This is a genomic window from Thalassospira sp. B30-1 (assembly GCF_015767575.1).
Classification (GTDB): domain Bacteria; phylum Pseudomonadota; class Alphaproteobacteria; order Rhodospirillales; family Thalassospiraceae; genus Thalassospira; species Thalassospira xiamenensis.
In genome coordinates, this window is sequence record NZ_CP065232.1 from 1 (window position 1) to 19565 (window position 19565).

Genomic DNA, 19565 nt, shown 5'->3' on the forward strand with positions numbered 1-19565 from the left:
GCGTGTTGATCATGATCGTGATCAACGCGGGAGAGTACTTTTTTGTCTTTCGCGTTTTGTTTGGTAGTGAAGATTGATTAAGCGGGGAAAGGTTCTAACAGTGCAGCACGCCGTTAGGGGAACGCAATCGGCACTCGGGGAGTCCAACGGGGGGATTCCGGGTGACCAGCAGGCGGCACTAGACGATCACGCGAAAGCGACATGGCAGGTTGTCCGCGAAAAGCTTCGTTCGGAGTTTGGCGCGACTGCTTATCGCTATTGGCTTGATCCCGTCGCATTGATCGCCGTCGAAGCGGGGGTCGCACGTCTTGGTGCGCCAACGCGTGCGATGCGTGACTGGGTAACCCAGCACTATCTGGATCGTATTCAGTCCTTCTGGCATTCCGAGGACGAGAATATCCATTTTGTCGAGATCGTTGTTGTCCAACCGGCAAATGGAAACGGCCAAAAAAACGCATCTTCTTCCGCAACTTCTAATTCAGCGGCCCAGTCTGCCAATAGCAGTGCACGCGGACGCATCTCTGACGATGTCGCGCGACTGGATAAGGCTGCGAACGAGGTGACTGGTGCCGAAGGTTCCGGCCTGTCCTATGCGGGCAATGCAAAAGGGCTGGTGTCGGGTGGTCGCAAGGCAATTGGCACCATGTCCGACGACGGCATATCGGCGGCTCTTGATCCCCGATATACTTTCGACAATTTCGTGATCGGAAAGCCGAACGAATTCGCCTATGCGGCAGCACGCCGTTTGGCAGAGGCCGAATCGGTGCCATTCAACCCGCTGTTCCTTTATGGCGGTGTCGGTCTTGGTAAAACCCACCTGATGCACGCGATTGCATGGCATATTCGCCGCACGCAGCCGCACCGCACGGTGATTTACCTGTCTGCTGAAAAATTCATGTACCGCTTCATCCGGGCCCTGCGTGACAAGAACACCGTCGATTTCAAGGATCAGTTCCGGTCCGTCGATGTTCTGATGGTTGATGACGTTCAGTTCATTTCGGGCAAGGACTCGACCCAGGAAGAATTCTTCCACACTTTCAATGCGCTGGTGGATCAGGGGCGTCAGATCATTGTGTCTGCTGACAAGTCGCCATCCGATCTGGAAGATATCGAAGAACGCCTGCGTTCGCGTCTTGGCTCGGGCCTTGTTGCCGATATTCATGCTACGACCTATGAACTGCGTCTGGGTATTCTCGAATCGAAGGCAGAGCGTCAGAACATAGAGCTGCCACAGCGTGTGATGGAGTTTCTGGCTCACAAGATCACCGCGAACGTGCGCGAGCTTGAAGGTGCGCTTAACCGCGTGATCGCCCATGCGCAGCTGGTCGGTCGTGAAATCAGTCTCGAGATGGTTCAGGACGTGCTGCACGATGTCCTGCGCGCATCCGAACGCCGGGTTTCGATTGAAGAAATTCAGAAAAAAGTTGCCGAGCATTTCAACATCAAGGTGTCGGACATGCATTCCGCCCGTCGCGCCCGGGCAGTTGCCCGTCCGCGTCAGGTTGCGATGTATCTGTCCAAACAATTGACGACGCATTCCCTACCGGAAATCGGTCGTAAATTTGGCGGTCGTGACCATACGACCGTCATGCATGCAGTTCGCAAGATCGAAGAGTTGCACGTGAGTGATCCGTCGCTGTCGGAAGACATCGACCTGTTGCGTCGTATGCTTGAAGGCTGATCGCAGTTTGAAAATACGCTACGGGTCACGGTCCAGGGACGGTGGCCCGTTCTGATTCCAGTCGGATATTTACGGTAATCGACGGGCTGAAAATCAGGCATCGCGCGGGGGTCCGCCTTTTGCGTGCATTGGGTGGAAAAATATACAACGACTCGTTTTGTTTGCTTGGGTTTAAGCCTTAAAAATCCTTCGATTTCCCAGCATGCATGTTATAATGCGTCTGCCTTGCCCGAAAGGGTGGAGCAAAAGCGACAAAACCGATTATAAATCAATTTGTTAAACCAATACTGACAGACGGATAGGACGGGCATGAAGCTGACCATTGAACGCGCGGCTCTGTTGAAATCTTTGACCCATGTTCAAAGTGTGGTCGAACGGCGCAATACCATTCCGATTCTGTCCAATATTTTGCTGCGGGCGGAGAATGACCAGCTTTCTCTGACGGCAACGGACATGGATCTTGAGGTGATTGAAACCACCACTGCAGAAGTCAGTGAAGCCGGTGCAACCACAACCCCCGCCCATACCCTTTACGAGATTGTCCGCAAGTTGCCGGAAGGCTCGCAGGTGCAAATCGCGCTTGAGCCAGGTGCAGGGCGTCTTACCCTGTCGGCGGGTCGTTCGAAATTCAATCTGGCGGTTCTTCCGGTTGATGACTTCCCGGTCATGTCTGGTGGCGAGCTTCCGGTCAGCTTCGGCCTTGCCGCGGCGGAACTTCGCGGTCTGATTGATCGTGCCGAATTTGCGATTTCGACCGAAGAAACCCGTTATTACCTGAACGGTATCTATTTTCATGCGACAGACGCCGAAGGAACCAAGATCCTGCGTGCGGTTGCAACCGATGGCCATCGTCTGGCGCGGGTCGAAGCACCGCTTCCCGATGGGGCGGAAAACATGCCGGGCGTCATTGTGCCGCGCAAAACCGTTGGCGAATTGCGCAAGCTGATCGAGGAAACCGGCGAAGCGGTCGATATCGCATTGTCCGATACCAAAATTCGCTTTGGTTTCGGAAAGGCGGTTCTGACCTCCAAACTGATCGATGGTACGTTCCCGGATTACGAGCGAGTCATTCCGTCTGGCAATGACAAGACCCTTGATATCGAATGCAAGGCATTTGCAGACGCTGTTGACCGCGTTTCCGCCATTTCGATCGAAAAATCGCGTGCGGTCAAAGTCGTCATGTCGGGTAATACCCTGACCCTTTCTGCGTCGAGCCCGGAACACGGAACCGCATCCGAGGAACTCGAAATCAATTATGATGCTGATGACATCGAAATCGGTTTCAACTCGCGTTATTTGCTCGATATCGCCAAGCAGGTGAAGGGTGACACCCTGAACCTTCTGATGTCGGACGGATCATCGCCGACCATTCTGCGCGATACCGATGATCTGTCGGCATTGTATGTTCTGATGCCGATGCGCGTCTGACGGTTAGCGCACTTTTGCTGTGGCTGTTCTTGCCCATAATCTTCCACACCAAGACGGTACGTCGATGACGAACCGTCTTGCAGTTTCCCGTATACAGCTTGGTGACTTTCGGTGTTACGAAAGTCTGCGCCTGTCGCTTGACGGGGCTCCGGTGGTTTTGACCGGTCCGAACGGGGCCGGGAAAACCAATCTGCTTGAAGCGTTATCGCTTCTTTCGCCGGGAAGCGGGTTAAGGCGAGCCAAGCTGGGCGAGATATCGCGCAGGGTGCCGGGCGAAGACGAGGGTAGCGTAAGGGCCTGGGCCGTTTCAGCGCACCTGACCACACCGGATGGTGAATATCAGGTTGGATCAGGCCTTGATCCTGCGGCTCTTGCGCAGGGGCGCGAAAAACGCGCCGTGCGTATTGATGGTGAAAGCCAGCGTGGGCAGGCATCACTGGGCCGGGTTTGTGCCGCGGTCTGGCTGACACCGCAAATGGATCGTCTGTTTCTGGACGGCCCATCGGCGCGTCGCCGTTTTCTGGATCGTCTGGTTTATGGCCTTGATCCCGAACATAGCAGCCGGGTCGCCGCGTATGAACATAGTTTGCGCAGTCGTGCCAAGCTTTTGAAAGAAGGCAAAGGTGACGACAGGTGGCTGGCCTCGATCGAGGATTCGATGGTGCGTCATGGTATTGCCGTTGCGGTTGCGCGCGCTGAATTGCTGGCAAAGCTTGGCCGGGCCGGGACTATGGTTGTTGGGCCTTTTCCGGCGGCAAGACTTGCACTTGCAGGGGATCTTGAAAACTGGCTGGAGCAGTTGCCAGCGATTGAGGTTGAAGACAGGATGCGGGCGGCATTGCGCGATGGACGGTCACGCGATGCTACCTATGGCGGGGCTTCCGTCGGACCACAACGCAGTGATTTGCTGGTGTGGCATGATGCCAAGAACCAGTCGGCAGATCAGTGTTCGACGGGCGAACAAAAGGCCCTACTGCTATCGATGATTATGGCCAATACCCGCTTGCAGAGCAAAGCACGCGGAGCTGGTCCGTTGCTGTTGCTTGACGAGGTTGTGGCGCATCTGGATGCAGAGCGTCGCCGCTACCTGTTTGATGAAATCGTGGCGCTTGGCGTCCAGGCCTGGATGACAGGCACGGACCGGGCGCTGTTTGAAGGTTTGGACGGACGTGCGCAATTCTTCCGCGTGGAAGATGCCACACTGACCGCTGAAACCACTCCGTGAATGCCGAGGTTGTGACGCTATGACCAACGAAACAGAAGCTCCGAAAACCGCCGAACAGCAGGCGCAGGATTACGGTGCAGAATCGATCAAGGTTCTTAAGGGCCTTGAAGCGGTGCGGAAACGCCCGGGCATGTATATCGGCGATACCGATGACGGCAGTGGCTTGCACCACATGATCTACGAAGTTGTCGATAACGCGATTGACGAGGCACTCGGCGGGTATTGCGATACTGTCTGGGTGCAGCTAAACGGTGATGGGTCGGCAACGATCCGCGATAACGGCCGTGGCATCCCGACCGATCTGCACAAGGAAGAAGGCGTTTCTGCAGCCGAGGTCATCATGACCCAGCTGCATGCCGGTGGTAAGTTTGACCAGAACTCCTATAAGGTTTCTGGCGGTCTGCATGGCGTGGGTGTGTCGGTTGTGAACGCCCTGTCGACTTTGCTGAAACTGCGCATCTGGCGTAATGGCAAGGAGCATTACATGGAATTCTCCGGTGGCGATGCGATCAAGCCGCTGGAAATTGTTGGTGATGCGCCGATGACGGCAGAGGGCAAGCCGCTGACCGGGACCGAAGTTACCTTCTATCCCGATGCCGAAATCTTCACGATGACCGAGTTCAACCTGCCGACGCTTGAACATCGTCTGCGCGAACTGGCTTTCCTGAACTCTGGCGTGATCCTGACGCTGCGTGATGAACGCCATGGCGAACCGGTTGAAACCAAGCTGCATTACGAAGGTGGCATTCGTGCTTTTGTCGAATATCTCGATCGTAACAAGGCACCGCAGATCGAGGAGCCAATCGCCATTGTGGGTGAAAAAGACGGTATTACCGTTGAAGTTTCCCTGCAGTGGAACGACAGCTATCACGAAACCACGCTGTGCTTTACCAACAACATTCCGCAGCGTGATGGCGGAACCCACATGGCCGGTTTCCGTGCGGCTCTGACCCGTCAGATCAACTCCTATGCACAGGAAAGCGGGATTGTGAAAAAGGAAAAGGTCAGTCTTTCGGGGGATGATGCCCGGGAAGGCCTGACCTGTGTGATTTCGGTCAAGGTACCGGATCCGAAATTCTCATCCCAGACCAAGGATAAGCTGGTTTCGTCCGAAGTTCGTCCGGTTGTCGAAAACATCGTGAACGACAGGCTTCAGCAGTGGCTGGAAGAACATCCGCAGGATGCACGCAAAATCGTCACCAAGGTGGTCGAGGCCGCGTCGGCCCGCGAAGCGGCGCGCAAGGCACGTGAACTGACCCGTCGTAAAGGTGCGCTTGATATCTCATCCCTGCCGGGCAAGCTTGCCGATTGTCAGGAACGCGATGCGTCCAAAGCCGAACTGTTCATCGTGGAGGGTGATTCCGCAGGTGGATCGGCCAAACAGGGCCGTGAACGTGGCTTCCAGGCAATCCTGCCATTGCGTGGTAAAATCCTGAACGTTGAGCGCGCGCGTTTCGATAAAATGCTTTCAAGTCAGGAAATCGGTACGCTGATTACCGCCCTTGGCACCGGGATTGGCCGCGATGATTTCAATATTGAAAAAACGCGCTACCACAAAATCATCATCATGACTGACGCCGACGTCGATGGTGCGCATATCCGAACCCTGCTTCTGACCTTCTTCTATCGTCAGATGCCTGAACTGGTTGAACGGGGATATCTCTATATCGCACAACCACCGCTTTATCGCGCCAAGCGAGGTAACTCGGTCCAGTACCTCAAAGATGACCGCGAGATGGAACAGTACCTGACCGCACAAGGGACCGAAGATGCGTTGCTGACGCTCAATGGCGGCGTGCAGGTTGCTGGTTCGGATCTGGTGCGGATTGTGGAACTGGCGCGCAAGGCCAAGGGACTGCTGGAGCCGCTTTCGCTGAAATTGCCGATTTCGATTCTCGAACAGGCCGTACTGGCGGGTGCCCTGAACCCGGCATTGCTTGACGATGATGCCAAACGTCAGGAAGCAGCGAATACGCTTGCTGGTCGTCTTGATCTTCTGTCCGAAGATTTTGATCGCGGATGGAAGGGCGAGGCATCCCAGGATGAAATCGTCATGTGGCGTATGCTGCGCGGTGTCGAAGAACGTCACGTCATTGATGGCAATATCCTGCGTTCAGCCGAAAGCCGTGCGATTGCCGGGTTGCTCGTTGAACTTCGCGAATTGTTCGAAAGTGGTGCTGAATTCGGTGCCAAGGACAAGATCTGGAAAATCAATGGTCCGGTCGATCTGGTCAACGCGGTAATGGAATATGGTCGTCGCGGAATTTCGATCCAGCGCTATAAAGGTCTGGGCGAAATGAACCCCGATCAGCTTTGGGAAACCACCCTTGATCCGAATGTCCGCTCGCTTCTTCAGGTCCGTGTTGATCATGCAGATGAGGCTGAGGAAGTCTTCTCGACCCTGATGGGTGACGTCGTTGAACCGCGTCGTGATTTCATCCAGTCGAACGCGCTGAAGGTTGCCAATCTCGACGTTTGATCGGTTCGGAAGTCGCAGAAATATGCAGGGCAGTCCATTGGGCTGCCCTGTTTGCGTTTGGGAGAAGTACTTTATTAATAGCTTGTCGGTTTACTGTACGTTGGCATAGTAAACCTGTGGGAAAAGCGGAACCGGGCGTGGCAGAAGAAGAACGGGACGAACCGCAACGCGGTGGTGCAAATGCCGCGCAGGCGGCAATGCAGGAAATTACAGAACGTGAACTGCGTATCATCAGGCGCCGGCGTCGTCGTCGGCGCACGCTGCTGATCGGCTTTTTCTCGTTAATCGGGTTCGCTGCCGTGATGGCGATTGTACTGACAATTCAGTCCAATCTTGATTTCAGCCGCAACATGATCAGAAGCCCCGAAGTCCGTATCATGGGCTTTGATGGTGCAACGCTTGAAATTGTTCAGGGGCGATACAGCCAGGACGTATCCCTTACCACCATTCCGGAACGAATACAGAATGTGTTCGTCGCAGGAACCGATCCCGGATTTTATGGCCACTTCGGGGTATCGACCAGCGACTTTGTGCGTGTCTTTTCAAGCAACGATATTCCTGGTTCGACCATCACGATGCGGGTTGCACGAAGCTTCTTCAAAACCCCGGAAGTCAGTGCAGGTCGCCACTTGCAGGAACTTTTGGTTGCGCTATGGCTTGAGTTTAAATTCAACAAGAAAACCATTCTGCGCAGCTATCTTGAACGCAGCTATATGGGGCGCGGGATATTCGGGATCACTGCGGCATCGCGTATCTGGTACGGCAGTCCGGCCGAACGGATAACGCTGCATCAGGCCGCCGTTCTTGCGGCTGCGATGAATGACCCGAAAAAATTTGATCCGCTATATCACCCCCGTGACGCAGCGAATGCGGCCAACGAAATCCTTCTGAATATGGGGCGGTATAAATATATCGAACTTGATCGTGTATCCGCCCTTACACTGGTCGAGCCAAAGCTGGATGTTCAGTACAGGGATGGCGTGGTTTCAAGCTATGTTGTCGATATGGTGATGGATGAGGTCGCTTCTCGGATCGGTTATACAAGCCGCGATATCGAAGTCACCACCAGCATTGATTTGACCATTCAGCGTCTGGCGCAGGACGTCGTGCGCGAGGTTTCCAATCTTCGCCTGAAGCCCAAGGGCGTTGAGCAGGCGGCCTTGTTGTCCATGAGCCCGGATGGTCGTATTCGTGCGATTGTTGGCGGTGCAAGTTACAGCCCGTTTCGTCCCAACCGGGCATTGGATGTTCGCCATTTCCCGGGCCGGATGATCAAAATCGTTCCCTATTACTATGCGATGAATGAAAACAGTGATCCTGCCCAATGGGTGCGTGACAACCGTATGGCAGTGGGGGGCTGGCGACCGGTAAATCCGGATCACGAATATCGCGGACAGATTTCACTGCGCGAAGCCTTTGTGCTTGATGTCAATACTGTGCCGGTCAATCTGGCCGATCAGTTTGGTTTGCTCAAGGTCAAGGAATACGCCCAGGCCATCGGGGTCAAAAGCCCGCTTTCGAACGATATCCGGACGGTAGTTGGTCTTGATCCGGTGACCTTGGCCGATATCGCATCCATTCACGCCCTACCGCAAAATTCAGGTAAACCGGTACAGCTTAGTCTGGTCAACAGGGTGGCTTTTGCCGGAACCGGCGAATTGGTTTACCAGCGCGTCGAGCAAACGGTCCAAAAGCGCCTGACAGACGAAGCCATTCAGGGTGCCTATACGCTGTTTTCCAGCGTCACAGACCCACAGCTTCGTCTGGACCGACCGTTTGCCGGGTATGGCACACAGGATAGCGGTGCGTCCGATGCTTGGTTTACCGGCTTTACGTCCGACCTGATTACGGTTGTCTGGGCGGGGAATGACGATAATAGCCGAATTCCGCAAATCCGCGGCGATGTAGAGCTTGCGTCTCTTTGGCGGTTATTTATGCTGGATGCACATGATGGTTTACCAATTCGTTCGATGATTCGAGCCGCATCACAACGACGCCGTGAAAGTGATGGCGTAGCAGATATGTGGAAAAACGATTTATCGAATGAAAAGCAGTAAGATCGTCGAATGAGCAGGGGATTGGGGTCTCCTGCCGATGTTGGGGCACAACCTGTAAATTTCAGTCGAAATGGCTGAGTGGAGCGGTTTGGCACCTGTCGTCCGCAAATCTGGCAGATATGTTGACAGATCGGGCGTTCACGGGCACAAACCGGCGTCCCTATTTGATATCAAAGGTGCTTCGTGGCCCAAAGACCATTCAAACGACAGCAGACCGTGCGCAAGGGGGCAACGACGCCGCGTAAACGCAACAAGAAGCGTGCTAGTGGCGCCAGCAGCACAAGCAGCAAGAAAAACGGGTCGGGCATTTTAAGCAAAATCGGCGGGATGATCCCGGGGCCCGAGGCGATTGCACGTTTTATTGTTATTATGGGGATTTGGGGGCTGGTTATTGCTGGCGGAGTGGTTGCTTATTACGGTTACGGACTGCCTGAAAAGGTAAGCTTCGAGGTTGCCAGCGAACGTAAGCCTTCCATCCGCGTTGTCAGCGTTGATGGCGTGGTACTCGGTTCTTACGGTGATCGTTATGGTAGCCCGGTAGAGGTCGGAGATCTGCCGGACCATGTCGGACAGGCGTTTGTTTCCATCGAAGATCGCCGGTTTTACGATCACTTTGGTATCGATATTCTAGGGATTCTGCGTGCCAGCTGGGTCAATCTGATGTCAGGGCGTATCGCCGAGGGCGGTAGCACGATCACCCAGCAACTTGCAAAGAATCTGTTCCTGTCACCGGAACGCAATTTCGGGCGTAAAATCGAAGAAGTCCTGCTGGCGCTTTGGCTGGAATTCAAATTTTCCAAGCAACAGATTCTGTCGCTTTATCTGAACCGTATTTATTTCGGATCGGGGATGTATGGCATTGATGCCGCGTCCCGGCACTATTTCGGAACCGACCCTCGGCGCCTTAATCTTTACGAGGCGGCAGTTCTGGCTGGATTGCCAAAGGCACCAAGTCGTTACAACCCGCTGGTTGATCCAGAAGATTCCGCAAAACGCGCCAATATTGTTCTCGATGCCATGGCATCAAATGGGGTGATTACTGGCGCGCGTGCCGAGCGCGCCAAACAGCGGACTGTCCGTACCACTCGACAGGGAAAAAGCGGGCCCGGTGTCCGGCATTTTACCGATTGGGTGCTGGATCGTGTCCGTGATTACATCGGTTACGTTGATCAGGATCTGACGATCAACACCACACTTGATTCCCGTCTTCAGGAAATTGCCGAACTCAATCTCGAACGTGCTTTGGCAAGCCCCGTTGCGCAGCAAAAGCGTGTAGGCCAGGCATCCCTTCTGGCGATGACCCCGGATGGGGCCGTTCGCGCAATGGTTGGTGGGCGTAACTATTTCGAAAGCCAGTATAACCGTGTGACACAGGCACGGCGCCAGCCCGGTTCCGTGTTCAAACTGTTTGTGTATCTGGCAGCCTTGGATAAGGGGATCGGGTCGAACGACTGGATGCGTGACATGGCAATATCCGTTAACGGATGGGAACCGCGAAACTTTGATCGCAAACACCATGGCACCATGTCGATCCGCGATGCGGTGGCAACATCGAATAATTCAATCGCGGTTCAGGTCGCCATGGAAGTCGGGTTGGATAATGTGATCAAAAAGGCTCACGATATGGGTGTTTCTGCCGAACTCGGGCGGGAACCCAGTCTGGCATTGGGCACCAGCGAGGTTTCGATGCTTGAGCTGACCGGTGCCTATGCCATCGTCGCCAATGGCGGATTTTCGGTGTTTCCGCATGCGATCCGTAAAATTGTCGGTCAGGGCGGCGAAGTTCTATATGAGCGCAATGACGAATTCCCTGTCCGTCTGATGAACCCGCTGCACGCGGGGGAAATGAACAATATGCTGTCATCTGTTGTTGCCAAGGGCACGGGACGCAATGCGATCATTGATCGCCCTGCTGCGGGCAAGACGGGCACAACATCGGATTCCCGTGATGCGTGGTTCATTGGCTATACCGCTGAACTGGTTGCAGGGGTCTGGATGGGGAATGATAACGGCAGTCCGATGGATGATGTGTCCGGGGGGGACCTTCCAGCCAAGCTTTGGCATGATTTCATGCTGCATGCTCATCAGAACCTGCCGGTTCGCTCACTTGGCAAGGCTGCGCTTGCGCGGTCGCAAAAGGTGGGCGAAGACGGTAGTTGGCGTGACTTTACTTCTGGCTTCACAACCGGCAACAAAAAGCAGTAACCGGCTTTGACACAAGTACCGCAAAGGTGCTTCAGGGGCGGTGCGGATGCATCGCCCCTTTTCGTTTCGGCCAAGAAAAAATGGCCGGTATCCGTTACGGAAAACCGGCCATCAAGTTTGCAGTTTGCATGGCTTCATCGGGGGAGTCCGACGAAGCCGAGGGAGGTCTCACCTGTCGAATATCGCGATGTGATCAAGGGTCAGGGGTGCAATCTTCCCCTTGCATCGCAAGGACATCCGCATGCACCGTTCAGGGCGGTACATCGGCGAGAGCATCAGGCCGCTACAGCCTGATCACTGAGCTTCTCGAGGAATTCCAGACATTCCTCGATCTGCGAAATTTCGATGAATTCATTGGCCTTATGGGCCTGTTTGATACTGCCAGGACCGCAGATGATCGACGGGATATTGCCCTGCTTTTCGAAAATCCCGCCTTCGGAACCGTAAGAAACCTTGCCCGAAACTTCCGGGACGATGTTGCGAACCAGCTCGAACGCTTCTGCATCCGTGCAATCACCCATTCCGGGATAGGAAAAGATTTCTTCCCATTCAAATCCGGTTTCGGCTTCTTTGGCTTTCATTTCCGCATCGAGGGTTTCAAGGATTTTCTCTTTGATCCCGTCAAGGACGGCCTTGGCGTCGTGTTCCGGCAGATGGCGAATTTCGAACGTGAATTCACAGAAATCCGGTGTGACATTGGTCGCTGTTCCGCCGCCAATGGTGGTGGTCAGCATGGTGCTATGCGGCACCGTGAAGTCATTGTCGAAGGGGCCGTTTTCTTCAAATTCACGTGCCAGATCGGAAATCATCGTAATGGCGCGTGCCGCATATTCGATGGCGTTGACATGGCGGGGGGCAAAGGATGAATGCCCGGCTGTTCCGGTGACGGCAACCCGCATCGAAAATTTACCCTTCTGACCATTGATGACTTTCATCTCGGTCGGTTCGCCAATCACGGCAAGGCGTGGCGGAGTTTTAAGGTTTGCCAGATGATCGACCATCGAACCCACACCCAGGCAACCGACTTCCTCGTCATAGGACAGGCAAAGATGGAACGGGATCGCCAGATCGCGTTTGACCAGTTCCGGAACCATTGCCAGCGCACAGGCCGAAAAACCTTTCATGTCGGCAGAACCGCGACCAAACAGTTTGCCGTCGCGTTCGGTCAGTTCAAATGCCGGGCTGATCCAGCTTTTTTCAAGGGCGGGAACCACGTCTGTATGCCCCGAAAGCGCGATGCCAGGGACATCCTTCGGACCGATGGTTGCCAGAAGGTTTGCCTTCTCGCCGGTTTCGTCATGGAACAGTGTGCTTTCGATGCCATATTGCGCGAGATAGTCACGGACAAAATGGATCAGACCGAGATTCGAGTTCTTGCTGGTGGTGTCGAACGCCACAAGTTTGCCAAGCAGATCAATGGCATTATGCAGGCGGGACATGTTTGGTTTGCTCATTTTATTATCGCTTCTCGTTTCTCGGAATATTAGGCCGACTGCGCCGTATTGCGGGACTTCTCGCGCCATTTCTGCCATTCACGGCGAATGGTCAGGGCGATGAACAGGACGGTCAGGGCAAAGAACGCCCATGAAATCCACGAATGGAAGAATACGCCCAGATCGCCGCGCGAAATTGCCAGCGACCGGCGCATATTGTCTTCGAACATCGGCCCCAGAATGAAGGCAATCAGGAACGGTGCTGCCGGAATGTTCAGGATCATCATGACGAAGCCGACAATCCCCATGACCAGAAGGACGCTGACATCAAACGGGCTGGCACCGATCGAATAGATGCCAAACACGCACAGAACCAGAATGCAGGGCAAAAGCAGCGTCTGGGGAATGCGCGAAATTTTCGCAAAGGCACCTGCCGTCAGTTTGCCGGCAACAAACAGGAACACCGAACTGAACAGGATGCCGATAAACAGCGAATAGACTTCACCGATATTGTTCTGGAAAAGCAGCGGACCCGGCGTCAGGCCATGGATCATAAATGCGCCCAGCATCACACCCGTAATGACGTCACCCGGAACACCGAGTGCGAGAAGCGGGATCATGGTCGCCCCGCAGCAGCCATTGTTGGCAGACTCGGATGCCGCAACGCCTTCTAGTTCGCCTTCGCCGAATTTATCGCCGTTTTTCGATGTCCGGCGGGCTTCGCTATAGGAAAAGAAAGCGGCAGTTGACGGCCCGATGCCCGGAATGGCGCCGAGTATCACACCGATAACACTGCCCCGCAGGATCGATTTCACGCTGCCGCGGAATTCGGCCATGGTCAGGCGGTTATCGCCAAGCTTCATGGCCGCATTGTTGTCCTCGGGCCGGAAGACGATCATCTTGATCAGTTCCGGCAAGGCAAACAGTCCGATCAGCACCGGTACAACACCAAGACCCGATTTCATGTCTTCTGTTACCGCAAAACGGAACGAGCCATATATATCCTCGCCCACGGTTGCCAGAAGCAAACCGATACAGGCGGAAATGATGCCAAGAACAAGTGACCGACCTGAAATGCTGGCAACGATGGTCAGTGAAAAGGCCATCAGCATGAAATATTCCGGCGGTCCGACCCGAAGTGCAAACATCGCAAGCGGCATCGCCAGGAAGAACAGCGAGATATTCGAAATAAAGTCGCCAATGCAGCTTGAAACCAGCGCCATATTAAGCGCCTTGCCACCTTTGCCCTGCTGGGCAAGGGGATAACCATCAAGAACGGTACAGGCCGCAGACGCGGTACCCGGCGTTTTGATCAGGATCGCCGAAATCGATCCGCCATAGGTCGACCCTTTGTAAAGGGCAACCAGAAGCAGAATGCTGGTGACCGGCGGCAGATAGAAGGTAAATGGCAGGGCAAGGGTCACGGCCATCGTACCGGTCATACCCGGTATGGCACCGATGATCACACCACCCCAGATCCCGGCCGCCATGGCAATGAAGTTGGGCAGCGTTGCGACGGCTTCAAAGGCGTAAAGCAGTTCATTCCACATGAAGGGGCGCTTTCAAATCAGATCAGGGTCACGAAATCGGCCGCTAATGCCGAAAACAGATGGCCTTCGGGGAAAGGCGTGTGGGTGACTTCGGTGAAAACAAGATAAAGCAGGATCGGAAAAACGATTGTCAGTCCGATCATCCAGATTTTGCGGCTGTAATTGCCGGTCATCAGGAAAAGATAGGCCAGAAGCAGAATGGTCGCGGGGACAAAACCGATTTCCGGCATCGCATAGGCGAATGCGGCAAAGCCGATCAGGACTCCGGCAAAACGCACAATCAGTTTACGATTTCGGTGCATTGTTGCGCCAATTGACATGACACGGTCGTTCGCGGTCGCCCGCATCTTTGGAATGGCTAAAAGAATGGCAAGGATGCCCATAACCAGCCCGACCACGGTAATAACACGTGGCCACATATCAGGTGGCGGGGCAAATCCTGGAATGAAAGACGGAACCTTCACATAGATCGGGATCAGGACGAACAGGACAAAGGCAAAGAATGCCGTTGCGATCAGTCCGGTATAAAAATCGCGATTGGGAGTCATGGTTCCGTCTCACATTCAGAAAATTAAGGGGTGCGGATTACTGAATGTAACCGAATTTCTTGGCCATGCCGTTATAGAGCTCGTACTGGCTCTTGACGAAGGCAGCCGGGTCCTGATCACCAACGACTGAGACAGAGCCGCGTTTCTTGGCAAGATCAAGCCACTGGTCGTTGGTTGCAACGTTCGAAAGGATGTCTTTCCATTTTGCAACAACGTCTTCCGGCAGATCTTTCGGGGCGAACAATGCGCTCCAGCCGTCAACCTGTCCGGCAAGATTGTAACCAAGTTCCTTGGCAGTTGGAACGTCAGGAAGGGCATCCATGCGTTTCGGAGCGTAAACCATCAGTGCACGCATTTTGCCAGCTTCGATGTGAGGCATCAGCGAACCGGCCGCAATAGCCAGGAAGTCGACGTGACCGCCAAGAAGAGCTGCGGCAAGGGCGCTGCCGCCTTTGTATGGCACGAGGGTGGAAGCAGACAGCGGATCCAGATCGGCATCGGCCAGAAGGGCCTGAACCGTAAAGCCGTCAATCGCGGTGGGGCCGGATGCAGCATAGGTGGTCGCGCCATTGCTTGATTTGATTTTGGCAAGCAGCTCATCAACGGTTTTGATGTCCGAGTTTGCATTGACTGCAAGGATCATCGGGGTTGATTCAAGAATGCCAAGGAAGGTGTAATCATCCCAGGCAACCGGGCTGTCGGTGTAAACGGCCGGGTAAAGCGCCATGCCAACGCGTGACAGCAGCAGGGTGTAACCATCCGGCTTCTGTTCGGTGACGTAACGGGCACCATTCATGCCACCATTGCCGGTTTTGTTCACAACCACGACCGGCTGTTCGTTGGTGTAATTGCGCGCGGTTTCAGCCAAGGCACGACCGGCCAGATCCGATGCGCCACCTGCGCCATAAGGCACGACAAGGGTGATGGCTTTTTCTGGATAGTCAGCGGCCTGTGCGGTCGAAACCAGTGTTGTGGTTGCAAGAACTGCAGCCGCAAAAGTCGCGGCCTTTTTGAGCTGTCGAAACATTTTTCATGTCTCCCTGTTTGGTGGTGGCAGGATTGCCCGAGCTCGTCGTTTTTTGTTTTGTATACATTCCATCGCAAACTATAACTCGTGACGCAAAAAATTAATTTCAGTATAACTAATTTACATACTGAAATGAGTCGCAGGCCAACCGATGAATTTGCGAGAACTTGAAAGCTTCAACGCCTTTATGACCTACGGTTCCGTCACCAAGGCAGCACAGGCCATGAATATCAGTCAGCCCATGGTCAGTCGGTTGTTAAACAGTTTTGAAAAATCTGTCGGGTTTGCGTTGTTCAACCGCAAACGAAACCAGCTTTCGCCAACGACCGAGGCATTGCAGTTTCACACAACGGTTCTGCGGTCGCTTAATTCTCTGCGTGAAATCGAAACACAGGCCCGCGCGATTGCCAACGAGCAGCTTGGCAGCATCCGGATTGCGGCCCAGCCGATCTATGTTGATACCTATCTTCTTGATGTGGTTGCAAAGTTCAAGTGTGCCCATCCCAATGTTGCCGTCAGTATTACCGATACCGGTCTTGAAGGCATGCTTGATATGGTGACGACCCGGCAATGTGATTTGGGAATCGGCATCACGCTTGACCTTCAGGATCCCAATATGGAAGTCATGCCGCTTGCGCAATGTCGCGCGGTGTGCCTGATGCCGCGCAATCACCGGCTGGCCGGATTTGAAACCATTGATATCGATCTTTTGCGCGGTGAAAGCTTTGTCGAACTTTCGATCGGATCGCCTCTTCGCACCAAGATTGATTACATTTTCCAGATCGCAGGCTGGCCGCGCAAGATCGCGGTCGAAGCCCGCACCATCCGAACCATTTCCCGACTGGTTGAACGCAATGTCGGTATCGCTGTTATTGATCCGTTTGCCACTTTGCTGGTCGACGAGGAAAAGGTTGTCGCACGCCCGCTGACCCCGGCAATCGAATGGGACGTCGCACTTTTCCGATCATCGGGGGAACTCAGCGCGGTTGAACGCCGGTTTTTGTCTTTCCTGCGGGCGGAATTGCCTAATCTGCGCAATGCAGGCTGTGTGCTGTAACCTATGCGCGCCGGTCAAAGGCAAGGCGTGCAGCCAGTGCCAGAAATACGCAACCGGTGAAAATCTGAAACGCGCGTGCCAGGCGGGCCGAACGCGATAGGAACTGACCAAGTTTTCCGGCAAAACCGCCCACCAGACAATTGATGATCGTGCCGCCGATATTCAGGATTACGCCAAGGATCAGAAACTGCGCCAGCACCGATCCGCGTCCCGGATCGACGAATTGGGGAATGAAGGCGAGAACGAACACAATGATCTTGGGATTGAGCAGATTGACGACGATCCCGTCGCCCCAGGCTTTCATCGCGGTAGCCGGTGCGGTTTTCGTTGGTTTCAGAACGTCCCCGCGATCCCGGAAGGACTGAATGGCCAGCCATACCAGATAGCCAATCCCCGCCCATCGCAGAATTTCCAGCGCAACCGGATGGGCGGCCACCATGGCAGCCAGTCCCAAGCCGGCAAGAAGCGTATGGATCATGGCCCCCGTCGCAATCCCGAAGCTGGCGGCTAAACCGGCACGCGGCCCGGATTTGATCCCCTGCCCCAGACAAAACAGCATGTCGTTACCCGGCGTCATGTTCAGCGCCAGCGCGGTCGGGATGAAAATCAGCAGGATTTCAATAGGGATCAGCATATCAGGGACTCCGGGTGGGGCGTTTAGCTGCCTGCGCCATAACGATGCAGGGCTGAACCGTTCTTCTTTAACCAGTGCTGCTGTTTCTTTGATGGGCCATAAAGATCTTCGACGACAGCCCAGAAACGCGCACTATGGTTCAGTTCCTGAAGATGGGCGACCTCGTGGGCGACGACGTAATCCAGCACATCTTCAGGGGCGAGGACGAGTCGCCAGCTAAAGGACAGATTGCCATTCGATGAACAACTGCCCCAGCGCGTTCGCGTATCTTTCAGCGAAATGCGATTGACCTTCTTGCCGATCCGTTCGGCATAGGCGTGCGCACGGGGCGCGATTTCAAGCTTTGCCTGCTTTTTCAGCCAGTCGGAAACCCGGCGATTGGTATGCTCCGGAAGTCCCGAAACCCAGATGACACCTGCTTCGGCCCAAACACCGCGCTTGGCGTCGGGCACCGTGCGGATCGCATGTTCATTACCCATGAACGGCACCCAGGCCCCCGGAACGAACTGCACACGTTCAGGCAGGCGGCTCATATGGGCGGTGACCCAGTCGCCATGCTGATACAGCATCGAGATCGCTGTTTTGCGCGATATACCGTTCGGAACGACGATTTCAACACCGTCAAATGCCGGATCGATCCGCAATTTGAGTCGCGTCGCACGCGCGCTTGGCCGCAACCGGACCGGCAAGGGGCCGATTTGCGGCAGATCGATTTCGGTTTCTTCGATATTTCGCAGCATTCAGGGTGAATTTTTCCAAAAGCGGGGTGGAATTTTCGTACTTTTTGCGCCTTTTTGGCCGGAAGGGCATCTTGCCCCTTGCCCGGCAGTAGTGTTTTCCTATACTCCGCGCTCAAGGTCTAGGGGACTTTTGCAATGTATGTGTTGCAACCCCGCAAGGGACGTTGGCCTGAATGTGCCGCGCCCCGGTTTACATCGGAAGAAGAAAGGCGTCACTCCAATGAGCGATCAGGTCAAAAAGGTGGTGCTTGCCTATTCAGGCGGGCTTGATACCTCCATCATCCTGAAATGGCTGCGCGAAGAATATAACTGCGAAGTCGTGACTTTCACCGCCGATCTCGGCCAGGGCGAGGAACTGGAACCCGCCCGCAAGAAAGCCGAGATGTTTGGCGTCAAACAGATTTTCATCGAAGATCTGCGCGAAGAATTCGTTCGCGACTATGTCTTCCCGATGTTCCGTGCGAACGCCCTTTATGAAGGTGTGTATCTGCTCGGTACCTCAATCGCGCGTCCGCTGATTGCCAAACGCCAGATTGAAATCGCCGAAGAAGTCGGTGCAGATGCCGTTTCCCACGGCGCGACCGGCAAGGGCAACGATCAGGTCCGTTTCGAGCTTGGCTATTATGCGCTTAAGCCGAACGTAAAGGTCATTGCGCCTTGGCGTGAATGGAAACTGAATTCGCGTACCGCCCTTCTTAACTTTGCCCGCGAACATCAGATTCCGATCTCGGCTGACAAGCTGGGCGGGGATGAGCCCCCATATTCAACCGATGCCAACCTTCTGCACATTTCCTATGAAGGCAAGGCGCTGGAAGATCCGTGGGTCAAGCCGAACGAACAGATGTTCGAACGTACCGTGTCGCCGCAAAATGCACCCGATGCGATCACCACGATTGAAATCGAGTTTGAACAGGGTAATCCGGTTGCCGTGAACGGTGAACGTATGAGTCCGGCGACCCTTCTGACCAAGCTGAACGACGTTGCGGGCAAAAACGGCATCGGTCGTCTTGATCTGGTCGAAAACCGTTATGTCGGCATGAAATCGCGCGGCGTTTACGAAACCCCGGGTGGCACCATCCTGTCGGTGGCGCACCGCGCAATGGAAAGCATTACGCTTGACCGTAATGCCGGTCACCTCAAGGACGAGCTGATGCCGCGTTACGCCGAGATGATCTATAATGGCTACTGGTGGTCGCCGGAACGTCAGGCCCTGCAGCGCCTGATCGACGAAACCCAGAAAACCGTCAACGGTGTTGTTCGTCTTGACCTGTACAAGGGCAACGTCACGGTTACCGGCCGCAAGTCGCCGAACTCGATCTACTCCGAAGAGCATGTCACCTTCGAAGCTGATACCGTTTACAACCAGCGCGACGCAGAAGGCTTCATCAAGCTGAACGCTCTTCGCCTGCGTCTTGGTTTTGACCGCGACGGGATGAAGTAAGTTTCACCGTTGTGATCCATTACGAAACGAGGGGTGATCATCATCCCTCGTTTTTGTTTT

14 protein-coding genes are annotated in these 19565 nt (G+C 54.5%); 8 read left to right on the forward strand and 6 right to left on the reverse strand.

Translation table 11 applies throughout. The features are described 5' to 3' along the window. Positions 1–100 precede the first annotated feature (100 nt). The 6 genes from dnaA (at position 101) to IT971_RS00030 (ending at position 11075) form a co-directional block, all read left to right on the forward strand. The gene (gene dnaA / locus IT971_RS00005; protein WP_082822665.1) at positions 101–1681 is read left to right on the forward strand and encodes a chromosomal replication initiator protein DnaA; all 1581 of its coding nucleotides are present in this window, start codon (positions 101–103) and stop codon (positions 1679–1681) included. 309 nt (positions 1682–1990) lie between these two features. Next, on the forward strand, positions 1991–3109 hold the full coding sequence (dnaN, locus tag IT971_RS00010; protein WP_007088333.1) for a DNA polymerase III subunit beta: 1119 nt from the start codon (positions 1991–1993) through the stop codon (positions 3107–3109). Between the two features lie 64 nt (positions 3110–3173). After that, positions 3174–4334 carry a DNA replication/repair protein RecF gene (gene recF / locus IT971_RS00015; RefSeq protein ID WP_007088332.1) on the forward strand — a complete coding sequence of 387 codons (1161 nt, stop codon included), beginning with the start codon at positions 3174–3176 and terminating at the stop codon, positions 4332–4334. A gap of 19 nt (positions 4335–4353) precedes the next feature. Then, on the forward strand, positions 4354–6813 hold the full coding sequence (gene gyrB / locus IT971_RS00020; RefSeq protein ID WP_063092090.1) for a DNA topoisomerase (ATP-hydrolyzing) subunit B: 2460 nt from the start codon (positions 4354–4356) through the stop codon (positions 6811–6813). A 137-nt stretch (positions 6814–6950) separates the two neighbouring features. Next, on the forward strand, positions 6951–8870 hold the full coding sequence (locus IT971_RS00025; RefSeq protein WP_063092091.1) for a transglycosylase domain-containing protein: 1920 nt from the start codon (positions 6951–6953) through the stop codon (positions 8868–8870). Between the two features lie 183 nt (positions 8871–9053). Then, complete coding sequence (locus IT971_RS00030; RefSeq protein ID WP_063092092.1) at positions 9054–11075, forward strand: transglycosylase domain-containing protein; 2022 nt, start codon at positions 9054–9056, stop codon at positions 11073–11075. A 275-nt stretch (positions 11076–11350) separates the two neighbouring features. On the opposite strand, the gene argE is transcribed toward IT971_RS00030, so the two are convergent. Genes argE through IT971_RS00050 form a run of 4 tightly spaced genes read right to left on the reverse strand, consistent with a single transcriptional unit; the run spans position 11351 to position 15633 of the window. Continuing rightward, entirely contained in the window at positions 11351–12529 is a 1179-nt protein-coding gene (gene argE, locus IT971_RS00035; RefSeq protein ID WP_007088310.1) for an acetylornithine deacetylase, read from the reverse strand. A gap of 29 nt (positions 12530–12558) precedes the next feature. Beyond that, positions 12559–14058 (reverse strand): tripartite tricarboxylate transporter permease, encoded by a 1500-nt coding sequence (locus tag IT971_RS00040; RefSeq protein ID WP_063092093.1) that lies wholly within the window; start codon positions 14056–14058, stop codon positions 12559–12561. A 17-nt stretch (positions 14059–14075) separates the two neighbouring features. Next, a complete protein-coding gene (locus IT971_RS00045) occupies positions 14076–14606 on the reverse strand; it encodes a tripartite tricarboxylate transporter TctB family protein (RefSeq protein ID WP_063092094.1) in 531 nt (176 codons plus the stop codon). Between the two features lie 37 nt (positions 14607–14643). After that, positions 14644–15633 (reverse strand): tripartite tricarboxylate transporter substrate binding protein, encoded by a 990-nt coding sequence (locus IT971_RS00050; protein WP_007088307.1) that lies wholly within the window; start codon positions 15631–15633, stop codon positions 14644–14646. 151 nt (positions 15634–15784) lie between these two features. On the opposite strand from IT971_RS00050, the gene IT971_RS00055 reads away from it, so the two are divergent. Further along, positions 15785–16690, forward strand: coding sequence for a LysR family transcriptional regulator (locus IT971_RS00055; protein ID WP_007088306.1), 906 nt, complete (start codon positions 15785–15787; stop codon positions 16688–16690). Between the two features lies 1 nt (position 16691). On the opposite strand, the gene IT971_RS00060 is transcribed toward IT971_RS00055, so the two are convergent. Both IT971_RS00060 and IT971_RS00065 read right to left on the reverse strand, forming a co-directional pair. Continuing rightward, positions 16692–17324, reverse strand: coding sequence for a LysE family translocator (locus IT971_RS00060; protein WP_063092095.1), 633 nt, complete (start codon positions 17322–17324; stop codon positions 16692–16694). Between the two features lie 23 nt (positions 17325–17347). Next, a complete protein-coding gene (locus tag IT971_RS00065) occupies positions 17348–18064 on the reverse strand; it encodes a M48 family metallopeptidase (RefSeq protein ID WP_063092096.1) in 717 nt (238 codons plus the stop codon). 220 nt (positions 18065–18284) lie between these two features. Between IT971_RS00065 and IT971_RS00070 the strand changes: the two genes are divergently transcribed. Continuing rightward, the gene (locus IT971_RS00070; protein ID WP_063092097.1) at positions 18285–19505 is read left to right on the forward strand and encodes an argininosuccinate synthase; all 1221 of its coding nucleotides are present in this window, start codon (positions 18285–18287) and stop codon (positions 19503–19505) included. The last annotated feature ends 60 nt before the right edge of the window (positions 19506–19565 follow it).